A 21,359-nucleotide genomic window follows, 5' to 3' on the forward strand; every position below is an offset into this window, starting at 1 on the left:
AAGGGAAGCCATGGCTTCCCTTTTTTTATGTCTTTCAGGCGCCGCCGCTGATGATTACGCGCTCGCCGCTGACCCAGGCGGACTCTTCTGACGCCAGAAATAGCGCAACCTGCGCCACATCCTCCGGCAGACCAAATCGCCCCAGCGGCGTTGCCGCCAGCAGCTGTGCCCTGAGCTGCGGACTCATTCTCTTCGCAGCCAGTAGCCCCTCTGTCAGAATCATGCCCGGTGCCAGCGCGTTAACCCGGATATGCTTTGGGCCCAGTTCGCGCGCCAGCCCCTGGGTCAGGCTGTCTATCGCACCTTTTGTCGCGGCCCAGAGGACGGATCCGGGCGTGCTGTTCTGGCTGTTCAGGGCACTGAGGTTAATAATGCTGCCGCCATGGGCAGGAAAATGACGGATCGCCTGCTGGCAGACCAGCAGCGTGCCTGACAGGTTAACGTTAATCTGCTGCTGCATCTCCTCCGGCGTCAGCGTCTCAAACTCGCCATGGTGAAAGCTACCCGCATTATTCACCACAATATCAGGTGCACCAAAACAGGAGAGTGTCCTGGCGAAGAGCCGTTCAACCTCCTGATGCGACGCGACATCCGCCTGAACTGCCACTGCGTCACTACCCAGTTCAATGATATCGCTGACCACATCGGCGGCACCCACCTCATCCTGACGAAAGTTCACCACGACCCGGGCCCCCGCTGTGGCAAAGGCGATAGCAATTGCGGCACCAATGCCTTTCGATGCACCGGTCACCAGTGCCACTTTATTCTGCAGTGCCTTCATTATGTTGTTCTCCACCGTAATGATTGCGTCGACAGACTATGCGTGCTGGCGCAGAAAAGCGGGTAGTGCAATCCTGCAAGCTTTTTGCACGATCCTGCAAATCTGAGGCAACAGAACAGGCATTGCGCTTTACGTCAGGTACTATCAGCGGAGGACACAGCAGGAGAGAGCAGAATGAGCGAGAGTGACAAATGGCAGGTGCTGGCAGAGCTAATCGCCCGTCATGCACCGGAAGATGGGCGGCACGGCAGTGCGATAGACTGCCTGTTTTTTGGCCGGGTTTCCGCACCGACGCAACCGATGCACTTTGCCCAATGGGCCAGTTTTGCACTGGTGGCACAGGGCCGCAAGGCACTGCATATCGGGGACGAGGTGCTGCACTATGGTCCGGGGGATCTGCTGCTGGTGACGCTGGATATGCCGGTGCGCGCCTGCGTCACTCAGGCCACGCCGGAAAAGCCGAATCTGGGGATTGGCATCGCGATTAATGAGTCGCGGCTGATGCGCTACCTCGAACAGTTTCCGCCGACGCTGCCGCTGGCGACCACAGACAACGAGCGAGGTATCACCGTGCATAAAGTGTCATCTTTACTGGTTGATGCGGTTATCAGGCTGGTCCGCCTGCTGGATCAGCCCGGTGATATCAGGGCGCTGGCCCCGCTTATCGAGCAGGAGATCTTTTACCGGCTGCTGACCGGACCGGAAGGATCGCGGATACTGAACATGGCGCTGGCCGAAAGGCCCGGCAACCGGGTGGCGCAGGCGGCGCGCTGGCTGCGGGAAAATTTTCATCAGCCGCTGAAAATCGACCGGCTCGCCAGCAGCGTCGGCATGAGTATCTCTTCGCTGCATCATCACTTCAAAGCGGTCACGGCGATGACGCCCATGCAATATCAGAAACAGCTGCGGCTGAATGAGGCGCGGCGTCTGATGCTGGTGGAAAAGCTGGATGCGGGTACGGCAGGGTATCGGGTGGGGTATCAGAGCGCGTCACAGTTCAGCCGGGAGTATCGCCGCCTGTATGGGCAATCCCCGGCCAGAGACAGCCGTCAGCGGGTGATGAGTCAGGATAACCTGCACTCACCACAAAACTAGTTACAGGCTGTTCGCCGCTTCCATCGCAATCGCAAAGGAGCGCAGGCGGGCTTCAGAGTCAAAAATCTGGCCATTAATCATAATTTCATCCGCCTGGGTTTCGCGCATCAGCGAAGCCAGACCGTGACGCACCTTGTCGATATCACCGACCAGCGACATGCTCAGCGCCTGCTGCACGCCATACTGTTCTGACGGCGACCAGAGGTTATCCATATTTTCCACAGGAGCCGGTAGCGGACCCGGTTTGCCACGGCGCAGGTTAATAAATTGCTGCTGCTGCGAGGTAAACAGGAAGCGCGCATCATGCTCACTGTCAGCCGCGATCACGTTGATGCAGACGGTCGCATAAGGCTTGTCGAGGCGCGCCGAAGGCTGGAAATTCTCGCGGTAGACGTGCAGAGCCTGGAACAGCTGGTCGGGCGCAAAGTGGGAGGCAAACGCAAACGGCAGGCCCATTTTTGCCGATAGCTGCGCGCTGTAGAGGCTGGAGCCGAGCAGCCAGACCGGGATCTTCAGACCCAGACCGGGCACCGGCTGAACGGGGAGCTGCGCATCCGTCCCGGCATCAAACCAGCTGATCAGTTCAGCGACATCGTCGGGAAAAGTGTCGGCGTGCAGATTAGCCTGATGACGACGCAGCGCCATCATCGTACGCTGGTCGGAGCCTGGCGCTCTGCCCAGACCGAGATCAATACGGCCAGGATAGAGCGAAGCCAGCGTGCCAAACTGTTCGGCGATCACCAGCGGTGCGTGGTTAGGCAGCATGATGCCGCCCGACCCGAGCTTCAGCGTCTTGGTGTTGGCCGCCAGATAGCCAATCAGCACCGCCGTTGCGGCGCTGGCAATCCCCGTCATGTTGTGATGTTCAGCCAGCCAGTAGCGTTGGTAGCCCAGTTTTTCGGCCTGACGCGCCAGCGCCAGCGAATTGTGGAACGCATCACGTGCGGTCGCGCCCTGAGGAATTGGCGCAAGGTCCAGCACGGACAGGCGAAGAGGTTTTTTATCAGACATGACTACTCCCGTTGGATGGCACAGGCGTAAAAAACCTGCACCATTTAGTATTACGCATCATGTCTTATATTAAAACTGCTAACCTCAGCAGGAATATAGCCGGTATGTGCTTTTATTCAGGATACCAGCGTCATACCAGCCAGTTTACGCCAGTAACCGTTACAATCGCTGCCTTTCGCGACCATTAGCGGTGCCTCGCCGTTTTCGTTGGCGCGGAAACGATCGATTTCGGCCAGCGTCGACGCAGACTGCGGAGAGAGCCGCACGCAATCGACATGGTTGCGCATACCGGTCAGGTCGTTGCCCAGGTTATAGCAGTAGCCACTCATGGTCTGGATACCGTTGAGGACAAACACCTGCTGTCCCTCCTGAGAGTTGACGCGACGACCCGTGGGATAGTGGATGCAGCAGGTTTCGCAATCATCTTTGGCGCGGTTTTCCGAGCGGGCGGTGAAGCAGCGCGCGGAAAGTGCCAGAGGCAGATGACCGTAGCCCAGCACCTCGACGTCAAACTGCTGGCGAATCCCCCGCGCCTCGCACTGCGACAGCAGTTGCAGCAGCCAGTCACGCGACATTTCAACCGGCATGCACCAGCGCGTCATTCCCTCTTTGAGCAGCAGTTGCAGCGTATCGGCGTTATAGACATTCAGCGTCGGCCCCGCGACAAATGGCAGATGGCGTTCAGCGGCCATGTTGACCGTGCCGATATCATTGGCCTCGATCAGAAACTCACCGTTGTCGACGTAACGTTGCAGCTCTTTCAGTTCAGAAGGCGACTGCAGCAGCGCCAGCGTGCTCAGCACCACCTGTTTTCCGCTGGCCGCGACCGCGCGGGCCAGTTCCAGCCAGCGTGCATAAGGCGTGGCGCGGCGTTTACTGCACACCGCTTCGCCGAGATAGATAATATCCGCGCTGCTGCGGGCGGCCTGCTGGTAAAAATCGTCCAGCGTATCGGTTGGCCAGTACCAGAGCACCGGCCCAAGAGCATATTGCATCATCATTCCTTATTGCCATTCACGGTGATAAGCACCCAGCGTGGTTTGCGTGCCTTCGGCGAGATCGCCCAGCGTCTGCCGCCACTGCGGCGCGATCGTAAACTGTTCCGGCTGCGCCTTGCAGCGATCGATAGCCTGACGCCAGACGCGCGCCACATCAGCAACGTAGGCGGGGCTGCGCTGGCGGCCTTCAATTTTCACTGAAGCAATGCCCGCCTGCAGCAGCGCCGGCAGCAGCGCCAGGGTGTTCAGGCTGGTGGGCTCCTCCAGCACGTGATAGCACTGATCGTTAACCTCATATCGTCCTTTGCACAGCGTCGGATATCCGGCGCTTTCATCCGGGGCGTAGCGGTCAATTAAGACCTCATTCAGACGCGATTCCATACCCTGCGGGGTCTGCTGCCAGCGCACAAACTTCGCTGGCGAGCAGGCGCCTGCGCTATTAGGGGATTCGCCGGTGAGCCAGGAGGAGAGGTAGCAGCGGCCTTCCGCCATAATGCACAGGCTGCCGAAGGCGAACACTTCCAGCGGCACCGGCGTACTGCGCGCCAGCTGTCTGACCTGATGAATCGACAGTACGCGCGGCAGCACCACGCGCTGCAGATTAAAGTGGCGATGATAAAAGCGGATTGCCTCCGGATTGGTGGCGGACGCCTGCACTGACAGATGGCGTTCAACCTGCGGATAGTGCGTCGCGGCGTACTCCAGCGTGGCGATATCCGCCAGGATCAGCGCATCGGCCCCATTCTGCGCGGCGACATCAATCGCCCGCTGCCAGCGTCCCATACCCTCCGGATGGGCAAACGTGTTAATTGCAACGTGCAGTTTGCGGCGATGCTGATGCAGATAGCGCGCCGCTTCTGCCAGCTTTTTGTCGGTAAAATTCAGGCCCGCAAAATGGCGGGCGTTGGTGTCATCTTTCAGCCCCACATACACTGCATCCGCCCCATTCTCTGTGGCGGAGCGCACTGCGGGTAAGTTTCCTGCCGGACAGAGCAGTTCCATAGATTTTCCTCTCAACTTGCAGACGGGCATCGAGTCTAGGCATCTGGTCCGACGGGTATGTTGATTTGGGGCAGTGAAATGCCAGTTCCTCTGCGCGGGTGGCATTTTTTTCCGCCTGTGACGGCGGTTTTTATTGATCCCGGATGCGTCGCGCCAAAAAGGATATGGCAATATACGTAAAATTTTCTGAAGGGAGTAATGAAAGTGTTAAAGCGGTTACATGCCCATTTTGTGAAAAAAGCTCCTGAAATCCTACGGTTACCCGCAGCGATTACCCCGTTCCCGCTCAGGAAGCAGCTTCTGCAACAACTCTTAAACTGGCAATTTCGTCATGCTTTAGCCGAAGGTGAGTTAGACTTTCTGAACGGTCGCCGGCTGGGTATCGGGATTGCCGATCTTAATCTGCAATGGATAACCACGCTGGAGGATGGCCGACTGGCGGTATTGCAACAGTCCGAAGCGGATGTCTGGTTTCGGGGCAATGCCAATGATCTGTTGCTTGTGGCAGCACGTAAAGCAGATCCCGACATGCTGTTCTTTCAACGCCGGCTGGTGATTGAAGGGGACACTGAACTGGGACTTGAGGTGAAAAACGTAATGGATGCTATTGAACCCGAGGCTATGCCCGCCGCGTTGCGCACGGCCATTCAGCAGATGGCTGCGTTTGTCGAAGCCGGAATGAAACAGGACGCGAAGGCCGTACAGGCACGCGCAGGTGCCGCATGTTGATCCGTAGCGAAATTGGTGTTGATGCGGCGGGTATCGATGCGTTGCTGAAGCGCTGCTTTCCCACTTCCGCGGAGGCGGAACTGACGCAGGCGCTGCGCGAAGATGGCCTGCTGACCCTGGGCGTGGTCGCCACGGATGATGAAGGGCAGGTACTGGGCTACGCCGCATTCAGCCCGGTCAGCGTTCAGGGTGAAGATCGCGGCTGGGTCGGACTGGCTCCGCTGGCCGTCGATGAGACGCTGCGCGGCCAGGGTATCGCCAGTAAGCTCATTTATGAGGGACTGGATACGCTGAATGAGTTTGGCTACAGCGCCGTCGTGGTGCTGGGCGACCCGGCGCTGTTCGGCCGTTTTGGCTTTGACGCGGCGGCCCGTCACGGTCTGCAAAGCCGCTGGCCAGGCTCGGAGACGACGTTCCAGGTTTACCGTCTGGCAGATAACGCCTTTGATGGGGCCGAAGGGCGGATCGACTACGCCGACCCTTTTACTCGTCTGAAGTAATCCCCAGCCAGCGCGCCAGGTGGACAGGCTGACCCGCAAGCAGCAGTAATTTCTGCTGCCGGGTCAGCTGCTTAACCTGATATTCCAGCCTGGAGGCGCTGGCGCGATCGCCCGCTTCGCAGTGAAACATCAGCTCCAGCGGACCTTTGCCGCGCAGCGCACGGGCGCCGCGCCCGCTCTGATGCTGAGCAACCCGACGCGCGACATCGGTGGTGATGCCGGTATAGAGACTCCCTTTCGCCGTCCGGACGATGTAGAGTTGCCACCGCTGATTCATCGCATTTATGTTCCCAGAAAAGAGGCCGCCAGTGTAACGCGCTTCACGCTGCCGTGCCCAGCCAGGAGTTCACCTTGTCCGATCATGCCCATCTGGTTCGCTACCTCAAAAAGCAGCATGTGCTGTCGCTCTGCTGCACCGCCGATGATCAGCTATGGTGCGCGAACTGCTACTACGTCTTTGATGAAACACGCATGGTCTTCTGGATCATGACCGAACCTGATACCCGCCACGGTGCGTTAATAGCGCAGAATCCGCAGGTTGCAGGCACTGTCAACGGCCAGCCCCGAAGCGTGCTGCTCATCAAAGGTGTGCAGTATCGTGGTCACATCAGAAGGCTGGAAGAGGAGACAGAATACGCTGCCCGAGCCGCATACCAGAAACGTTTTCCGGTTTCGCGGAAAGTGTCGGCGCCGCTATGGGAGATTTCGCTGGATGAGGTGAAGATGACGGATAATGCGCTGGGTTTTGGCAGTAAGATCGGCTGGCAGAGAGAAGCGTAACACGCCCTTTTCAGCGGAAAAGGGCGTCGCAGATTTACAGCGCTTCGAGGATCCGCAGAGATTCGCGGTTAAAGGCTGGCAGATCGGCCGGAGTACGGCTGGTGACCAGCTTATCGCCGTCGACGACCACTTCTTTGTCGTGGAAGTCAGCGCCCGCGTTGATCAGGTCGATAGCCACGGCTTTAACCGTCGTCATCTTGCGACCACGTACACCGTTGGCGCTGATCAGCAGCTGCGGGCCGTGGCAGATGGCAAAGATAGGCTTGCCGCTGGCGACAAACTCTTTGGTAAAGGCGACGAAACGATCGTCACCGCGCAGGGCATCAGGCGAGTGTCCACCAGGCAGTAACAGGGCGTCAAATTCAGCCGGGCTGACATCATCAATGCTGCGATCGATAGTCACTTCCGCTTCGCCTTTTTTGCCCTTAACCACATTACCGGCTTGTTTCTCAATGGTGACCACGTCGAAACCCGCGCGTTTGTAGACCTCAGCGGGTGAGGTAAACTCTGAGTCTTCAAATTCATCGGTAATCAAAACCGCAACTTTCTTGCTCATTTTTTTCCTCCTAAGACATGCAGAGCGCAGGGCGCGCTTTCCGTTAACGCTCTAAGCCTGGTCGCTAAGCGTGAGAACGCAAGCCAGCCCGTTAAGATCAGCTATCTTTTAACCTGTCAGCAGCGAAATAAGGATGAATCTGAGATGAATCGCGTCTTACTGACTGGGGCGACCGGTCTGGTCGGGTCGCACCTGCTGCGCTTACTGATTGAGGACCCGCGTGTTGACGAGATCATTGCCCCCACCTGCCGGCCACTGCCCGCGATGCGCAAAGTGGTGAATCTGGTTGAGGCTGATCTTACCGATGTGCTGGGGCCGCTGCAGGGTGCGCTGGATACCGTGTTCTGCTGTCTCGGCACCACCCGCAAAGCGGCGGGCAGCAGACAGGCTTTTATTCACGTCGATTACACGCTGGTGGTGGACACCGGCTTGAGTGGCATACGTCTGGGGGCGAAGCAGATGCTGGTGGTCAGCGCACACGGCGCTAACCGCCACTCACCGTTTTTATATAATCGCGTCAAAGGCGAGATGGAGAATGCGTTGCGTCATCAGGGCTGGCCGCGACTGACGCTGATACGGCCCTCTCTGCTGCTGGGCGATCGCGCACAGAAGCGCGGAGGGGAGAGCCTGATGGCACCGATCTTTTCACTGCTGCCGGGCAACTGGCGAGCGGTACAGGCGCGTGACGTGGCACGCTGTCTTCATCAGCAGGCTTTCACGCCAGGCGGCGAGCGGGTCACGATCGTTGAATCGGGCGCGATCCCGCGCCATTCAGCGTAGCTGCCAGATAACCTGATTACGGCTGCCGCGCCATTGCAGCGTGGCATCCTTCTCCTCTTCGACAAAGCGGCCATCGATCAGCACATCGAGATAGTCCAGCACGGCACGCTGAGCCGCATTCAGCTCCTGCAGCCGATAGCCGCTCCAGAGCCAGATATCTTTACCCGGACAGGCCTGTCGCACCCGTTTCACCAGGCGGCGAATGTGCGGCACGTTCTGCGGATGCAGCGGATCGCCCCCGCTCAGTGACAGACCCTGGCGCGGAATGCGCGTGTCCTGCAGGTCGGCCAGCAGCTGCTCCTCCATCGCCAGCGTAAAGGGTACGCCGGAATCAATACGCCAGGTGCTCTGGTTGTAGCAGCCGCGACACTGATGTTCGCAACCGGCAACAAACAGCGTGCAGCGGGTGCCGGGACCATTCACGATATCCACATCGTAGTAACGATGAATATGCATCATCCCAGCGGTCCCTGAGCCAGATGCTTAACGCGGCGCTGCACTTCCTGCTGCTTACCGGCATTGAAAGGTCGCGCATCGGGACTGCCCAGATAGCCGCAGACCCGCCGTGTAACAGAGGCGCGCGCCGGATCGTGATTGCCACAGTTCGGACAGCTAAAGCCACGGCTGGTACAGGTGAATTCGCCGCTGAAGCCGCAGTCGTAGCACTCATCAATGGGCGTATTGGTGCCGTAGTAGGGCACCCGGTCGTAACTGTAATCCCAGACATCCTCCAGCGCCCTGAGGTTATGCTGCACGTTCGGGTATTCGCCGTAACAGATGAACCCGCCGTTCGCCAGCGGCGGATAGGGCGCTTCAAAGTCAATTTTGTCGTACGGATTGACCTTCTTTTCAACGTCGAGATGAAAGCTGTTGGTATAGTAGCCTTTGTCGGTAACGCCCGGCACCACACCGAACTGCGCGGCATCAAGGCGGCAGAAACGGTCGCACAGGTTTTCGCTCGGCGTACTGTAGAGGCTGAAGCCGTAGCCGGTCTCCGCTTTCCAGCGGTCGGTCGCTTCGCGCATACGGGCAATGATTTCCACTCCTTTGGCACGCAAAGCCGCGTCATCGTAAGGATGCCGCTGACCGCCGCTAAGCGCATTCAGGGTTTCATGCAGGCCAATAAAGCCCAGCGACAGCGATGCGCGGCCATTGCGGAAGATCGGACCGACCTCATCATCGGCGTTCAGCCGGACGCCACAGGCACCCTCGATATAGAGGATGGGTGCGACACGTGCTTTCGTTTTCTCCAGCCGCGCCACCCGCGCCATCAGCGCCCGTTTAGCCAGCAGCAGTCGCGCATCGAGCAGTGTCCGGAAGCGCGCTTCATCACCGCCCGCTTCCAGCGCGATACGCGGCAGGTTCACGCTGATCACGCCAATATTGTTGCGGCCCTCATGAATCTGCTCGCCGTTCTCCTCATAGACGCCCAGGAAGCTGCGGCAGCCCATCGGCGTTTTAAAGGAGCCGGTAACTTTCACGACCTGATCGTAATTGAGGATGTCGGGATACATCCGCTTGCTGGCGCACGCCAGTGCCAGCTGCTTGATGTCGTAATTCACGTCACCGGCCCGGCGGTTAACGCCTTCACGAATCGTGAACACCAGTTTCGGGAACACGGCGGTTTTATGATTTCTGCCCAGGCCTGCCAGCCGGTTACGCAGAATGGACTGCTGAATCAGCCGGGCGGCCCAGCGGGTGCCCAGGCCGAACCCAAAGGTGACAAACGGCGTCTGCCCGTTGGCGGTGTGCAGGGTATTCACCTCGTACTCCAGCGACTGAAAAGCGTCGTAGCACTCTTTCTCTGTCCGCTGGCGCGCATATTGTTCAGCCTGCGGGATCTGCCACTCTTCGGCGATCGCCAGATGGCGGGCATAGCTCAGCTCAACAAACGGTGCCAGCACCTCATCAATGCGGTTGATAGTGGTGCCGCCATAAATGTGGCTGGCGACCTGGGCGATGATCTGCGCCGTCACGGCGGTGGCGGTGGCGATTGATTTCGGCGGCTCGATCCCGGCGTTGCCCATTTTAAAACCGTGGGTCAGCATGCCTTTCAGATCGATCAACATGCAGTTGAACATCGGGAAGAAGGGAGCGTAGTCGAGATCGTGATAGTGGATTTCGCCGCGCTCGTGCGCCAGCACCACGTCGCGGGGCAGCATCTGCTGCTGCGCGTAGTGCTTCGCGACGATCCCGGCCAGCAGATCGCGCTGGGTCGGGATGACTTTGCTGTCTTTGTTGGCATTCTCATTAAGCAGCGCAGCGTTGGTCTGATCGACCAGGCCGCGAATAGCGTGATGCAACCGGCTCTGACGATCGCGGGCGACATCGCGATCGTGGCGGTATTCAATGTAGGCGCGGGCCAGCTGCGGATACGGGCCTGCCATCAGTGTCTCTTCGACCGCGCACTGAATCTCATGAATGGCCACTTCCGGACGGTCGGCCAGCTGTCCGGCCACCTGCTCCGCGACCTGCGCGCACCAGGCTTTGTCCCTGATGTCTGCTGCCCGCGCCGCAGCCGCGACGGCCTGCTCGATACGCTGCGCATCAAAGGCCGTCCGGCATCCATCCCGTTTGATTACCACCGTTGCCATGTCCTCTCCTTTAACTATATGTAGGGCTGGGATGGATTCTATTATCTATATGTAGTGATTTCTGCGAATTAATACGCGCTGGTTTGACCTGAAGCAAGGAAGCCGCAACCCGGCAGAAAAAGGGCGGACGAGGACAGAACCGGCCTCCGGTTCTGGTGGTGGGCGGCCGATAGATGCCAGCGACAGGTGAGGCGGCCGCAAAGAAAAGGGGAAGACAGGCTCACGCGGCGGCCGGCGGAACCGGCCACGGCGGCGTCAGGCTGGCCCGCTGACGGAGTGGCGGCGCACCAGTGTCGGGCTGAACATGTGGGTCACTTCCGGCAGCGGCAGGTCGTTGGCAAGCGCCAGTGCCAGCTGCGCCGCCTGCTGCGCCATCGTGACGATAGGGTAGCGGACGGTGGTCAGGCGTGGTCGTACATAGCGGGAGACCAGCACATCATCGAAACCGATCAGCGACATCTCTTCCGGTACACGGACGCCGTTATCACTCAGTACCGCCAGCGCACCCGCTGCCATTGAGTCGTTGTAACAGGCGACGGCGGTAAAATTCCTGCCGCGCCCCAGCAGCTCGGTCATCGCCTGCTCACCGCCCACTTCATCCGGTTCACCCCAGGTGACCAGTCGATCGCTGCACGGCAGACCGTGCTCTTTCAGCGCGTCGTAATAGCCCTGCAGACGATCTTCGGCATCGGAGATAGTGTGGGTCGAGCAGATAAAGGCGATATTCTGATGGCCGAGCTGGATCAGGTGGCGGGTCGCCAGCCAGGCACCGTAGCGGTCGTCGAGTGCAATGCAGCGTTTCTCGAAGCCTTTGATCAGCCGGTTCAGCAGCACCATACCGGGCACCTGCTTCATCAGCACTTCCAGTTCGGCGTCGGGAATTTTCTTAGCGTGAACCACCAGCGCCGCGCAGCGATGCCGCATCAGCTGTTCAATCGCCTGCCGCTCTTTTTGCTCATTATGGTAACCGTTACCAATCAGTAAAAAATTACCGGTGTCGCCGGCAACCTCATCGACCGCTTTCACCATGGCGCCAAAAAAGGGATCGGAAACGTCACCGACAATCAGGCCGAGTGTTTCGGTCGATTGCTGCGCCAGCGCGCGTGCGTTGGCATTCGGGTGGTACTGAAGCTGCTCCATCGCCTCACCTACGGCCTGTCGGGAGCTGTCGCTGGCTTTGGGAGAGTTATTGATTACACGGGAGACTGTGGCGACAGAAACGCCAGCCAGTCGCGCAACATCCTTTATGGTAGCCATGCGTTGACCTGCTTTGGGGAAAACGTTTACACATCGCATCAGTGTTACGGAAAAGGGCGGACACATCAACCCGACAGAATGCCAGCGTCGTCGCAAAAAGGGGTAAAAACGGCCGCGTCCGCGCATCTTCTGTTGAGGCGCCGCGCCATGTTATGCTCAATCTCTCACCTGGCAACCGTGAAAAATCACAATGAAAACCAAAGTGCCACACCTGGCGCACTGGGGGGCGTTTACCGCCGTCACTGAAAACGATCGCCTGACGGGCTGCGAACCTTTCTTCGCTGATGCCGACCCGTCACCGATGATCCACACCATTCCTGAACTGGTCTATTCCGACCGCCGTATCCGCCAGCCGATGGTGCGGCGCTCGTGGCTGAAGTCACGCGAGAAGAGTGACCGCACGCTGCGTGGCCGGGAAGATTTTGTCGCCGTTGACTGGGAAACCGCGCTGGATCTGGTGGCGGACGAGAATCGCCGCGTGCGCGATCGCTACGGCGCATCGGGCATCTTCAACGGCTCCTACGGCTGGTCGTCGGCCGGTCGCGTCAACCACGCCCGTACCCTGGTGCGTCGCTTCTACTTCCAGGGCGGCGGCGGCGTTGACCAGCAGGGTAACTACAGCTGGGGTGCCGCGCAGTTCTTCCTGCCCTATGTGATCGGCACCTATATGCCGCTGACCGGGCGCGTCACCGAATGGCCGCAGGTGGTGGAGCATGCCGAAATATTTGTCGCCTTTGGCGGGCTGGCGCTGAAAAATGCCCAGGTTGCGTCGGGTGGCGCCGGGCAGCACAGCCTGAAACCGGCGCTGATGCAGCTGGCCGCCAAAGGCACGCCGGTGATCAACATCAGCCCGATGCGCGATGACTGCCCGGAATTTGTTAACGCCGAGTGGATCCCGATTCGCCCGAATACCGATGTGGCGCTGATGCTGGCGCTGGGGCATGAGATCACCCAGCGCGGCGCGGTGGACGAGGCGTTTCTCGCCAGCCACTGCACCGGCTGGCCGCAGCTGCGCGCCTATCTGCTGGGTGAAACCGATGGCGTAGCAAAAACCGCAGGCTGGGCCAGCCGCATCACCGGCATTCCGGCTGACCGCATTGTCCGGCTGGCGCAGCAGCTGACCGGCAAGCGCAGCTTTATCACCTGCTCCTATTCGGTTCAGCGTGCCCATCGCGGCGAACAGCCTTACTGGATGATGATCGCGCTGTCGTCAATGCTCGGTCAGCCTGGCCTGCCAGGTGCGGGATTCTCCTTTGGGCACGGCTCGATGAACAGCGTCGGCAACCCGCGTCAGGAAGGGCCTGCGCCGATGATGAGCACCGGCCCGAATCCCTGTGGATTGTCGATTCCGGTCGCGCGCATCAGCGACATGCTGCTCAATCCCGGCCAGCCTTACCGCTTCCAGGGCGAAACGCTGCACTATCCCGACATTCATCTGGTCCACTGGGCAGGCGGCAATCCGTTCCATCATCACCAGCAGCTGAACCGGCTGGTGGAGGGCTGGCAGCGGCCCGACACGGTGGTAGTGCAGGATATCGTCTGGACACCTGCCGCGCAGATGGCTGACATTGTGCTGCCAGCCACGACCACGCTGGAGCGCAACGATATCGGCGGCTCCTCCCGGGATCGCTTTGTGCTGGCGATGCATCAGGCGATCAAACCGCAGCATCAGGCGCGCAACGACTTCGATATTTTTGCCGATCTGGCCGAACGCCTCGGCTATCGCGACACCTTCACAGAAGGGCGCAACGAGATGCAGTGGATTGAACATCTCTATCAGCAGTGTGCCACCGCGCATCAGCGCAAGGGCATCGATTTCCCTGAGTTTGATGCGTTCTGGCAGCGCGGCTTTGTGGAAATTCCGGAGGGCGGTAAACCTTATCAGTTTATGGAAGCGTTCCGGGCCGATCCCCAGGCGCATCCGATCAAAACCGCCAGCGGTAAAATTGAGCTGTTCAGCCAGACCATCGCGGACTATCAGCTTGACGACTTTGCCGGGCATCCGGAGTGGCGTGAGCCGCAGGAGTGGCTGGGTTCGCCGGTCAGCCGCGACTATCCGCTGCACATGATTTCGATTCAGCCCGCCGACCGGCTGCACAGCCAGCTGGATGCCACCGACACCGTGCAGGGCAACAAAACCGCCGGGCACGAAACGCTTTATATGCATCCACAGGATGCAGCGGCGCGCGGGCTGGCAGACGGCGATGAGATTGAGGTGAGTAACGCCCGTGGCGTGATGCTGGCAGGTGTGCGGATCACCGACGGCGTGACGCAGGGCGTGGTGATCATTGCCACCGGGGCCTGGTTCGATCCGGGATTTGGCAAAGCCTGGCAGCCCTGGGATCGCGCGGGTAACCCGAACGTGCTGACGCTCGACATCGGCACCTCGTCGCTGACGCAGGGTCCCAATGCCATGAGCTGCCTGGTGGAAATCAAAAAACATCAGGATTGCAGATTAGCGTAAGGATCTCATGGCTGGTTACATTTTGCGGGTAACTGTTGCGTTTGAGTGATGGCAGCCGATCAATCCCCCTTGCTACATTCAGGGTCCCAGAGGTATTGATGGGTGAACATCAATAGATTTTCTTGATTACACCAACCTGCGCAGATGCGCAGGTTTTTTTTGCCCGCCATCTGCGGTCGATAACGAACTGATACACAGTTTTCCTGTTATACGGCCAGCGCTTTCTTTATAACTGCTGGCACCAGCCCCTTTCTCTTTATTTTGCGCAGCGGAATGCCATGCCCCGGATTAAAAAACTACTGGGAAAAGACCAGATAAAAGCGCCATTCAACCCTTTTCGTTTTCGGCTGATCTGTCTCGGCGTCACGACCTGTCTGGTCGTGCTACTGGCGCGCGTTGCGGACCTGCAGTTTCTGAATCAGCCGATGCTGGAGCATGAGGCGGATCAGCGTTCGCTGCGAACCGTAACGCTGCCTACCAGCCGCGGCACTCTGCTGGATCGCAATGGCGAAGCGCTGGCGCTCAGCGTGCCATCGCGCGATGTCATCGCCGATCCGCAGCGCGTACTGGAGAGCAATCCCGACTTTACCAGTGCCAAATGGGCCTATCTGGCTGCTGCGCTCAACACCCGTCCCGAAGAGCTGGCGGCACAGATCACGGCTAACCCGAAGCGGCGCTTTCTCTATCTGGGACGCAAAGTCGAACTGGGCATCGCCAAAGATATTAAAGAGCTGAAGCTCAAAGGCATCAGCGAAGTTTATGACGACAGCCGTTTCTATCCGATGAGCGAAGCCTCTGCGCCGCTGATCGGGATTGTTGGCGCAGATAACGTGGGTCTGAACGGACTGGAAAAAGGGTTCGATAAAGTGCTGCAGGGTGAGCCGGGCAAGGAGGTTTACCGTCAGGATGCGGCAGGCAACATCATCGCGATGATCAACTATCAGCCGCCGACGCAGCCGCCGACTGTCCAGCTCAGCATCGATAAATATGACCAGTACACGCTCTACAGCAAACTGCGCGACGGCGTGCTGCTCAACAAGGCGGACTCCGGTGCCGCGGTGCTGGTGAAAATCGACACCGGTGAAATTCTGGCAATGGCCTCCTATCCATCGTTCAACCCCAACAACTATGAAGGTGCGACCCCGGCGCAGATGCGTAACGCCGCTATCAACGACAGCTATGAACCGGGTTCGACCGTTAAGCCGCTGGTGGTCATGGAGGCGCTGGAGCGTCATCTGGTGCGGCCGGATTCGGTGATCGACACCACGCCCTATAGCGTCAATGGCCACCTGATCCGCGACGTCGGCCACTGGCCGCGCCTGACCATGACCGGCATTCTGCAGAAATCGAGTGACATCGGTGTTTCACACATGGCACTGGCGATGCCGGCTGAAGCGCTGGTGAATACCTATCACGCCTTCGGGCTGGGCAAGCCGACCGGCCTGGGATTGACCGGTGAAAGCGTCGGTTACTTTCCGCTGCATCGCGCCCGCTGGGCGGATATCGAACGGGCGACCTTCTCGTTTGGCTATGGTCTGCGCGTCACGCCGCTGCAGATTGCCCGCGAATATGCCACGCTCGGTTCCTACGGCATCTACCGTCCGCTATCGATCACCCGCGTGACGCCACCGGTGCTGGGCAAGCAGGTCGCTAACCCGGAAACGGTAAAAGAGGTGGTGCACATGCTGGAGAGCGACGTCCTGCCAGGCGGAACCGGGCTGAAAGCCGCCGTGCCGGGCTATCGTCTGGCGACCAAAACCGGTACGGCCGAAAAGATGGGCGCCAGCGGCAAATATGATGGCGGCTACGTCAACTACACCGCGGGTCTTGCGCCAGCCAGCCACCCGGAAGTGGCGCTGGTGGTCATGATTAACCATCCGACCGCAGGCGACCACTTTGGTGGTTCGGTTGCCGCCCCGGTATTCGGCAATATCATGGGGCCGGTACTGAAACACATGAACATTGCGCCGGACGCTATCTATACACGACCGGCGGCTAGCCCTTCAGATAAATCCTAGTTAAATCAGAGTGTAAGCAAGGTGTGAGAGATATACACACCTCGTTGCACTTACCCGAATTCGGTTGCGTTTTCCTGCTGTCTCCACGCGGTCAATCAGTGCGAGGATAGAGGTCCCAGAGGTATTGATGGGTGTGAAAACAACACCGCTTCGGCAGTGAGAACCCTGTTATTACACCAACCCACGCAGAAGCGTGGGTTTTTTTTGCCTGTCAGCAGGCTGAACGCCATACCTTTGTCGCGCTGGGATCACATCCCCGCTGCACTTTTACTGCCATTACGTCATCCTGTCTCTTCAGGTTTTGAATTCCCGCCTCGTCGCGATGGCCGGTGCTGGAGAGCATTTGCTGCGGGGGGAGGGCCCCCGATTGCGCTGACGGGCAGGCCCCCTGAGGAGGCCTCTGATCGCCGATAATTCTGTTGTCGAACCGTGTTAAATCCTGCATCGTGAGGAGCTATTTTCATGATGCTAAGGAGCCGGCATGGTTTTCACACTTTTGCGCCTGATATTTCGCCTGTTGTGGCGGGTCGAACTGCGTGGCGATGTCACCGAACTGAATAAACAGAAGGTATTGATCACGCCGAACCATGTGTCGTTTCTCGACGGCATATTGCTGGCGCTATTTTTGCCGATCAAACCGGTCTTCGCCATCTATACGACCATCAGCGAAGGCTGGTTTATGCGTCTGGTGAAACCTTTTATCGACTTTGTCCCGCTGGATCCAACCCGCCCGATGGCGCTGAAGCAACTGGTCCGGCTGATTGACAGTGGCCGTCCGGTGGTGATTTTCCCGGAAGGACGGATTACGGTTACCGGATCGCTGATGAAGATTTACAGCGGCGCAGGTTTTGTCGCCGCGCGTTCCGGTGCCAGTGTGGTGCCGGTGCGCATTGAAGGCGCAGAGTTCACGCCGTTTGGTCGTCTGGCGGGCGTGTTTAAACGTCGTCTGTTCCCGCGTATCACCCTGAGCATTCTGCCCGCCACCCGCATTCCGATGCCGGAGGCGAAACGGGCGCGCGATCGGCGCGTGCTGGCCGGTGAGCACCTGCACCATATAATGATGGAAGCGCGCATGGCGGTGCGTCCGCGTGAAACCCTGTTTGAGGCGTTTCTGGCGGCGCGAACACGTTATGGCGCGTTTAAGCCCTGCATCGAAGATGTGAATTTCACACCCGACAGCTATAACGGCCTGCTGAAGAAGTCACTGGGCGTGGGCCGTATTCTGGAACGCTACAGCCAGCCGCGTGAAGTCGTGGGGCTGCTGTTGCCCAATACCACCGTCACGGCAGCCGCGATTTTCGGTGCCACGCTGCGCGGGCGTGTACCGGCGATGCTCAATTACACTGCGGGCGTTAACGGCATGCGGGCGGCGCTGACCGCCGCGCAGATCAAGACGGTCTTCACCTCGCGCCAGTTTCTTGAGAAGGGCAACCTGTGGCACCTGCCGCAGGGACTAGGCGAGGTGCAGTGGATCTATCTGGAAGATCTGAAAGAGACCGTTACCGGCCGGGACAAGCTGTGGATCCTCGCTCATCTGCTGATGCCGCGTCGTGCGCAGCTGCCTCAGCAGCCGGAAGATGCGGCCATGGTACTCTTCACCTCCGGCTCGGAAGGCAATCCCAAAGGGGTGGTGCACTCGCATAAAAGCCTGCTGGCCAACGTCGAGCAAATTCGCACGGTGGCAGACTTCACCCCGCGTGACCGTTTTATGTCGGCGCTGCCGCTGTTCCATGCGTTTGGCCTGACGGTCGGGCTGTTCACGCCGCTGATGACCGGTGCGCAGGTCTTCCTCTATCCCAGCCCGCTGCATTATCGCATCGTGCCGGAGCTGGTCTATGACCGTAACTGTACCGTGCTGTTTGGCACCTCTACCTTCCTGGGTAACTATGCACGCTTTGCCGCGCCTTATGATTTTGCCCGTCTGCGCTACGTGGTTGCGGGGGCGGAGAAACTGCAGGAGCAGACCCGCCAGACTTACATGGAGAAGTATGGTATCCGCATCCTTGAAGGCTACGGCGTCACCGAGTGCGCGCCCGTGGTAGCGATCAACGTGCCGATGGCCACAAAGGCGCAGACCGTGGGACGGATTCTGCCGGGCATGGATTCCCGACTGATGTCGGTGCCCGGCATTGAGCAGGGCGGACGGCTGCAACTGCGCGGCCCGAACGTGATGAAGGGCTATCTGCGGGTTGAAAATCCGGGCGTGCTGGAAACGCCGGTCGCTGACGATGGCGAAGGCAATATGGAAGCGGGCTGGTATGACACCGGCGATATCGTCAGCTTTGACGAGGGCGGTTTCTGCCAGATTCAGGGGCGGGCTAAACGCTTTGCCAAGATCGCCGGGGAGATGGTGTCGCTGGAGATTGTTGAACAGATCGCCCTGAAAGCGTCGCCAGACAGGCAGCATGCCGCCTCGCTGCGTCCGGATGGCCAGCGCGGCGAGGCACTGGTGCTGTTTACTACTGATGCTGAGCTGGCGCGCGACAGCCTGCAGAAAGCGGCCCGCGAACTGGGCGCGCCGGAGCTGGCGTTGCCACGCGATATCCGGGTGGTGAAACAGCTGCCGGTGCTCGGCAGCGGCAAACCCGATTATGTAACGCTGAAGAAAATGGCAGAAGAGGAGAAAGGATGAGTCTGGATCGTCATGCGCCGCTGATGTCGCGCGGTATGATCGCCGTGATTATCGCCCAGTTCTTTTCCGCCTTTGGCGACAACGCGCTGCTGTTTGCCACCCTGGCGGTGCTGAAAAGCCAGTTCTATCCCGACTGGAGCCAGCCGGTATTGCAGATGCTGTTTGTCGCCGCCTACATTCTGCTGGCGCCGTTTGTCGGCCAGGTGGCGGACAGTATGGCAAAAGGGCGGGTGATGATGCTCGCCAACAGCCTGAAGCTGCTGGGTGCGCTGGTGATCTGCTTCGGCTTCAATCCCTTCGTCGGCTATACCCTGGTGGGCGCGGGGGCGGCGGCCTACTCACCGGCCAAATATGGCATCCTGGGGGAGATCACGCACGGCGACAAACTGGTGAAAGCCAACGGGCTGATGGAGGCGTCAACCATCGCCGCCATCCTGCTCGGCTCAGTGGCGGGCGGGATGCTGGCCGACTGGCATATTCTGGCGGCGCTGGGGATCTGTGCGCTGACCTACGGCATTGCTGTCATTGCCAACCTGTTTATCCCGAAGCTTGCGGCGGCACGTCCTGGTCAGAGCTGGCAGCCGGGCATGATGGTGCGCCGCTTCTCGGGTGCCGTTATGCTGCTGTGGCGGGGTGCAGAGACGCGCTTCTCGCTGCTGGGGACCAGCCTGTTCTGGGGCGCAGGCGTGACGCTGCGTTTTCTGCTGGTGCTCTGGGTGCCGGTGGCGCTGGGCATCAATGACAACACAACGCCAACAACCCTGAATGCGATGGTGGCGGTCGGGATTGTGATTGGTGCGGCGGCGGCGGCGAAGCTGGTGACGCTGGAAACCGTGCGTCGCTGTATGCCAGCCGGGGTGCTGATTGGCGTCATGGTTGTGGTCTTCTCGCTGCAGCACTCGCTGCTGAATGCTTATCTGATCCTGATGCTGACTGGCGCGCTGGGCGGATTCTTTGTGGTGCCGCTGAATGCGCTGCTGCAGGCACGCGGCAAAGAGAGCGTCGGCTCCGGTAATGCCATTGCGGTGCAGAATCTGGGTGAGAACAGCGCCATGCTGATCATGCTGGGACTCTATACGCTGGCGATCAGAGCGGGGGCGCCTGCGGTGGCGACGGGCATCGGCTTCGGTGTGCTGTTTGCGCTGGCGATAGCGCTGCTGTGGCTGTGGCGACCGGCTAAGCGGTAAACACGGCGCCGCCGCCTGCCAGCGTTCACAGCAGGCGGCGGCGTACAATCTTAGCGACGGATGGCAATCGCTTCGATTTCGATCTTCACATCTTTTGGCAGACGCGCCACTTCGACGCAGGAACGCGCCGGGAAGTGAGCCTGATGTTCGGTGAAAAACGCTTCATAGGTCGCATTGACCGTAGCAAAGTCATTTAAATCTTTGACGAACACCGTGGTCTTCACGATATCGCCCACCTTCAGACCCGCCGCTTCTACAATCGCCTTCACGTTTTCCAGCGACTGGCGCGCCTGGGCGGCGATGTCATCGGCTACCTGGCCGGTCGCCGGATCTACCGGGATCTGACCTGAGGTCATGATCATGCTGCCCAGATCGACGCCCTGAACATAGGGACCGATAGCGGCAGGGGCTTTTTCAGTACTGATTTCACGAGACATCCTGGCTCCTTTGATTATGTCGTCAGGCGGCGATGCCGCCGCTCAGGCCCATTATAAGGTCGGGCAGAGCGATTACCAGTGACCCAGCACCACATGGCGGGCGAACTCTTTCTCGCAATATTTGCACTTCAGGTGCACATCATCGGCGCGCTGCTTGACGGCAAAGCTGGAGAAGACCGGCTCGCTGCGGCTGATGCAGTTGCTGTTAGGGCAGGTCAGTACCCGCTCAACGTGGTCCGGCAGCGTCGGGGCGATCTTGGCCACCACTTCGTAGTCATCGATGCGGTTGACCGTAGCGTGAGGCGCATAGACCGCCAGCTGATTCACCTGATCGTCAGTGAGAAAGGTGTTCTCAATCTTGATCAGATCCTTGCGGCCCATCTCACCGGATGGCAGGTTCAGGCCGATGGTAATGCGCTGGTCGGTTTCGGTCAGCCGAAACAGAGAGAGCAGTTTAAAGCCAATCTGCGCCGGAATATGGTCGATAACCGTGCCGCGTTTAATCGCTTCGACCTGCAATTTGTTGTCCTGTGTCATG

Annotated in this window: 20 protein-coding genes; 9 read left to right on the forward strand and 11 right to left on the reverse strand. The window is 59.3% G+C overall.

Features of this window, described 5'->3' with window-relative positions:
* Positions 1-34: 34 nt before the first annotated feature.
* A complete protein-coding gene (locus ACLHDD_RS17535; protein ID WP_427105067.1) occupies positions 35-781 on the reverse strand; it encodes an SDR family NAD(P)-dependent oxidoreductase in 747 nt (248 codons plus the stop codon).
* A 174-nt stretch (positions 782-955) separates the two neighbouring features.
* Between ACLHDD_RS17535 and ACLHDD_RS17540 the strand changes: the two genes are divergently transcribed.
* Positions 956-1,876, forward strand: a complete 921-nt coding sequence (locus tag ACLHDD_RS17540) for an AraC family transcriptional regulator N-terminal domain-containing protein (RefSeq protein WP_427105068.1) — start codon at positions 956-958, stop codon at positions 1,874-1,876.
* On the opposite strand, the gene ACLHDD_RS17545 is transcribed toward ACLHDD_RS17540, so the two are convergent.
* The 3 genes from ACLHDD_RS17545 to ubiU all read right to left on the reverse strand — a co-directional run bounded on the left by ACLHDD_RS17545 (position 1,877) and on the right by ubiU (position 4,887).
* Entirely contained in the window at positions 1,877-2,887 is a 1,011-nt protein-coding gene (locus ACLHDD_RS17545; RefSeq protein WP_427105069.1) for a luciferase-like monooxygenase, read from the reverse strand. It abuts the gene before it with no gap.
* A 116-nt stretch (positions 2,888-3,003) separates the two neighbouring features.
* Positions 3,004-3,882, reverse strand: a complete 879-nt coding sequence (locus ACLHDD_RS17550) for a U32 family peptidase (RefSeq protein ID WP_427105070.1) — start codon at positions 3,880-3,882, stop codon at positions 3,004-3,006.
* A 9-nt stretch (positions 3,883-3,891) separates the two neighbouring features.
* A complete protein-coding gene (gene ubiU, locus ACLHDD_RS17555; RefSeq protein ID WP_427105071.1) occupies positions 3,892-4,887 on the reverse strand; it encodes a ubiquinone anaerobic biosynthesis protein UbiU in 996 nt (331 codons plus the stop codon).
* 204 nt (positions 4,888-5,091) lie between these two features.
* Between ubiU and ubiT the strand changes: the two genes are divergently transcribed.
* A complete protein-coding gene (ubiT, locus tag ACLHDD_RS17560) occupies positions 5,092-5,616 on the forward strand; it encodes a ubiquinone anaerobic biosynthesis accessory factor UbiT (protein ID WP_427105230.1) in 525 nt (174 codons plus the stop codon).
* Positions 5,610-6,116 carry a GNAT family N-acetyltransferase gene (locus ACLHDD_RS17565; RefSeq protein WP_427105072.1) on the forward strand — a complete coding sequence of 169 codons (507 nt, stop codon included), beginning with the start codon at positions 5,610-5,612 and terminating at the stop codon, positions 6,114-6,116. The genes ubiT and ACLHDD_RS17565 overlap by 7 nt, the downstream gene beginning before the upstream one ends.
* On the opposite strand, the gene ACLHDD_RS17570 is transcribed toward ACLHDD_RS17565, so the two are convergent.
* Positions 6,100-6,393 (reverse strand): GIY-YIG nuclease family protein, encoded by a 294-nt coding sequence (locus tag ACLHDD_RS17570; RefSeq protein WP_427105073.1) that lies wholly within the window; start codon positions 6,391-6,393, stop codon positions 6,100-6,102. The genes ACLHDD_RS17565 and ACLHDD_RS17570 overlap by 17 nt on opposite strands.
* A gap of 74 nt (positions 6,394-6,467) precedes the next feature.
* On the opposite strand from ACLHDD_RS17570, the gene ACLHDD_RS17575 reads away from it, so the two are divergent.
* Positions 6,468-6,896, forward strand: a complete 429-nt coding sequence (locus ACLHDD_RS17575; protein WP_427105074.1) for a YhbP family protein — start codon at positions 6,468-6,470, stop codon at positions 6,894-6,896.
* A gap of 34 nt (positions 6,897-6,930) precedes the next feature.
* On the opposite strand, the gene ACLHDD_RS17580 is transcribed toward ACLHDD_RS17575, so the two are convergent.
* Positions 6,931-7,452 carry a type 1 glutamine amidotransferase domain-containing protein gene (locus ACLHDD_RS17580; protein ID WP_111139567.1) on the reverse strand — a complete coding sequence of 174 codons (522 nt, stop codon included), beginning with the start codon at positions 7,450-7,452 and terminating at the stop codon, positions 6,931-6,933.
* Between the two features lie 144 nt (positions 7,453-7,596).
* On the opposite strand from ACLHDD_RS17580, the gene ACLHDD_RS17585 reads away from it, so the two are divergent.
* A complete protein-coding gene (locus tag ACLHDD_RS17585; protein ID WP_427105075.1) occupies positions 7,597-8,232 on the forward strand; it encodes an NAD-dependent epimerase/dehydratase family protein in 636 nt (211 codons plus the stop codon).
* Here ACLHDD_RS17585 and nrdG read toward each other — a convergent pair.
* The 3 genes from nrdG to galR all read right to left on the reverse strand — a co-directional run bounded on the left by nrdG (position 8,224) and on the right by galR (position 12,083).
* Complete coding sequence (gene nrdG, locus ACLHDD_RS17590) at positions 8,224-8,691, reverse strand: anaerobic ribonucleoside-triphosphate reductase-activating protein (RefSeq protein ID WP_427105076.1); 468 nt, start codon at positions 8,689-8,691, stop codon at positions 8,224-8,226. The genes ACLHDD_RS17585 and nrdG overlap by 9 nt on opposite strands.
* Positions 8,688-10,826, reverse strand: a complete 2,139-nt coding sequence (gene nrdD, locus ACLHDD_RS17595) for an anaerobic ribonucleoside-triphosphate reductase (protein WP_427105077.1) — start codon at positions 10,824-10,826, stop codon at positions 8,688-8,690. Before nrdD ends, nrdG begins: the two co-directional genes overlap by 4 nt.
* Positions 10,827-11,081: 255 nt before the next feature.
* Positions 11,082-12,083 carry an HTH-type transcriptional regulator GalR gene (gene galR, locus ACLHDD_RS17600; RefSeq protein WP_111138561.1) on the reverse strand — a complete coding sequence of 334 codons (1,002 nt, stop codon included), beginning with the start codon at positions 12,081-12,083 and terminating at the stop codon, positions 11,082-11,084.
* Positions 12,084-12,273: 190 nt separating this feature from the next.
* On the opposite strand from galR, the gene ACLHDD_RS17605 reads away from it, so the two are divergent.
* The 4 genes from ACLHDD_RS17605 to lplT all read left to right on the forward strand — a co-directional run bounded on the left by ACLHDD_RS17605 (position 12,274) and on the right by lplT (position 20,384).
* On the forward strand, positions 12,274-14,547 hold the full coding sequence (locus ACLHDD_RS17605) for a molybdopterin guanine dinucleotide-containing S/N-oxide reductase (RefSeq protein WP_427105078.1): 2,274 nt from the start codon (positions 12,274-12,276) through the stop codon (positions 14,545-14,547).
* Positions 14,548-14,825: 278 nt separating this feature from the next.
* The gene (locus ACLHDD_RS17610) at positions 14,826-16,565 is read left to right on the forward strand and encodes a penicillin-binding transpeptidase domain-containing protein (protein WP_427105079.1); all 1,740 of its coding nucleotides are present in this window, start codon (positions 14,826-14,828) and stop codon (positions 16,563-16,565) included.
* A gap of 481 nt (positions 16,566-17,046) precedes the next feature.
* Positions 17,047-19,197 carry a bifunctional acyl-ACP--phospholipid O-acyltransferase/long-chain-fatty-acid--ACP ligase gene (gene aas, locus ACLHDD_RS17615; protein WP_427105080.1) on the forward strand — a complete coding sequence of 717 codons (2,151 nt, stop codon included), beginning with the start codon at positions 17,047-17,049 and terminating at the stop codon, positions 19,195-19,197.
* Positions 19,194-20,384: a lysophospholipid transporter LplT gene (gene lplT / locus ACLHDD_RS17620; protein ID WP_427105081.1), complete on the forward strand. Its 1,191-nt coding sequence runs from the start codon at positions 19,194-19,196 to the stop codon at positions 20,382-20,384. Before aas ends, lplT begins: the two co-directional genes overlap by 4 nt.
* A gap of 50 nt (positions 20,385-20,434) precedes the next feature.
* On the opposite strand, the gene ridA is transcribed toward lplT, so the two are convergent.
* Together ridA and pyrI are read right to left on the reverse strand one after the other, a co-directional pair.
* Positions 20,435-20,821, reverse strand: a complete 387-nt coding sequence (ridA, locus tag ACLHDD_RS17625) for a 2-iminobutanoate/2-iminopropanoate deaminase (RefSeq protein WP_427105082.1) — start codon at positions 20,819-20,821, stop codon at positions 20,435-20,437.
* Between the two features lie 72 nt (positions 20,822-20,893).
* On the reverse strand, positions 20,894-21,358 hold the full coding sequence (gene pyrI / locus ACLHDD_RS17630; protein ID WP_010251684.1) for an aspartate carbamoyltransferase regulatory subunit: 465 nt from the start codon (positions 21,356-21,358) through the stop codon (positions 20,894-20,896).
* Position 21,359: the final 1 nt, after the last annotated feature.

This window comes from Pantoea sp. NSTU24, from assembly GCF_050157905.1.
Lineage (GTDB): Bacteria > Pseudomonadota > Gammaproteobacteria > Enterobacterales > Enterobacteriaceae > Pantoea.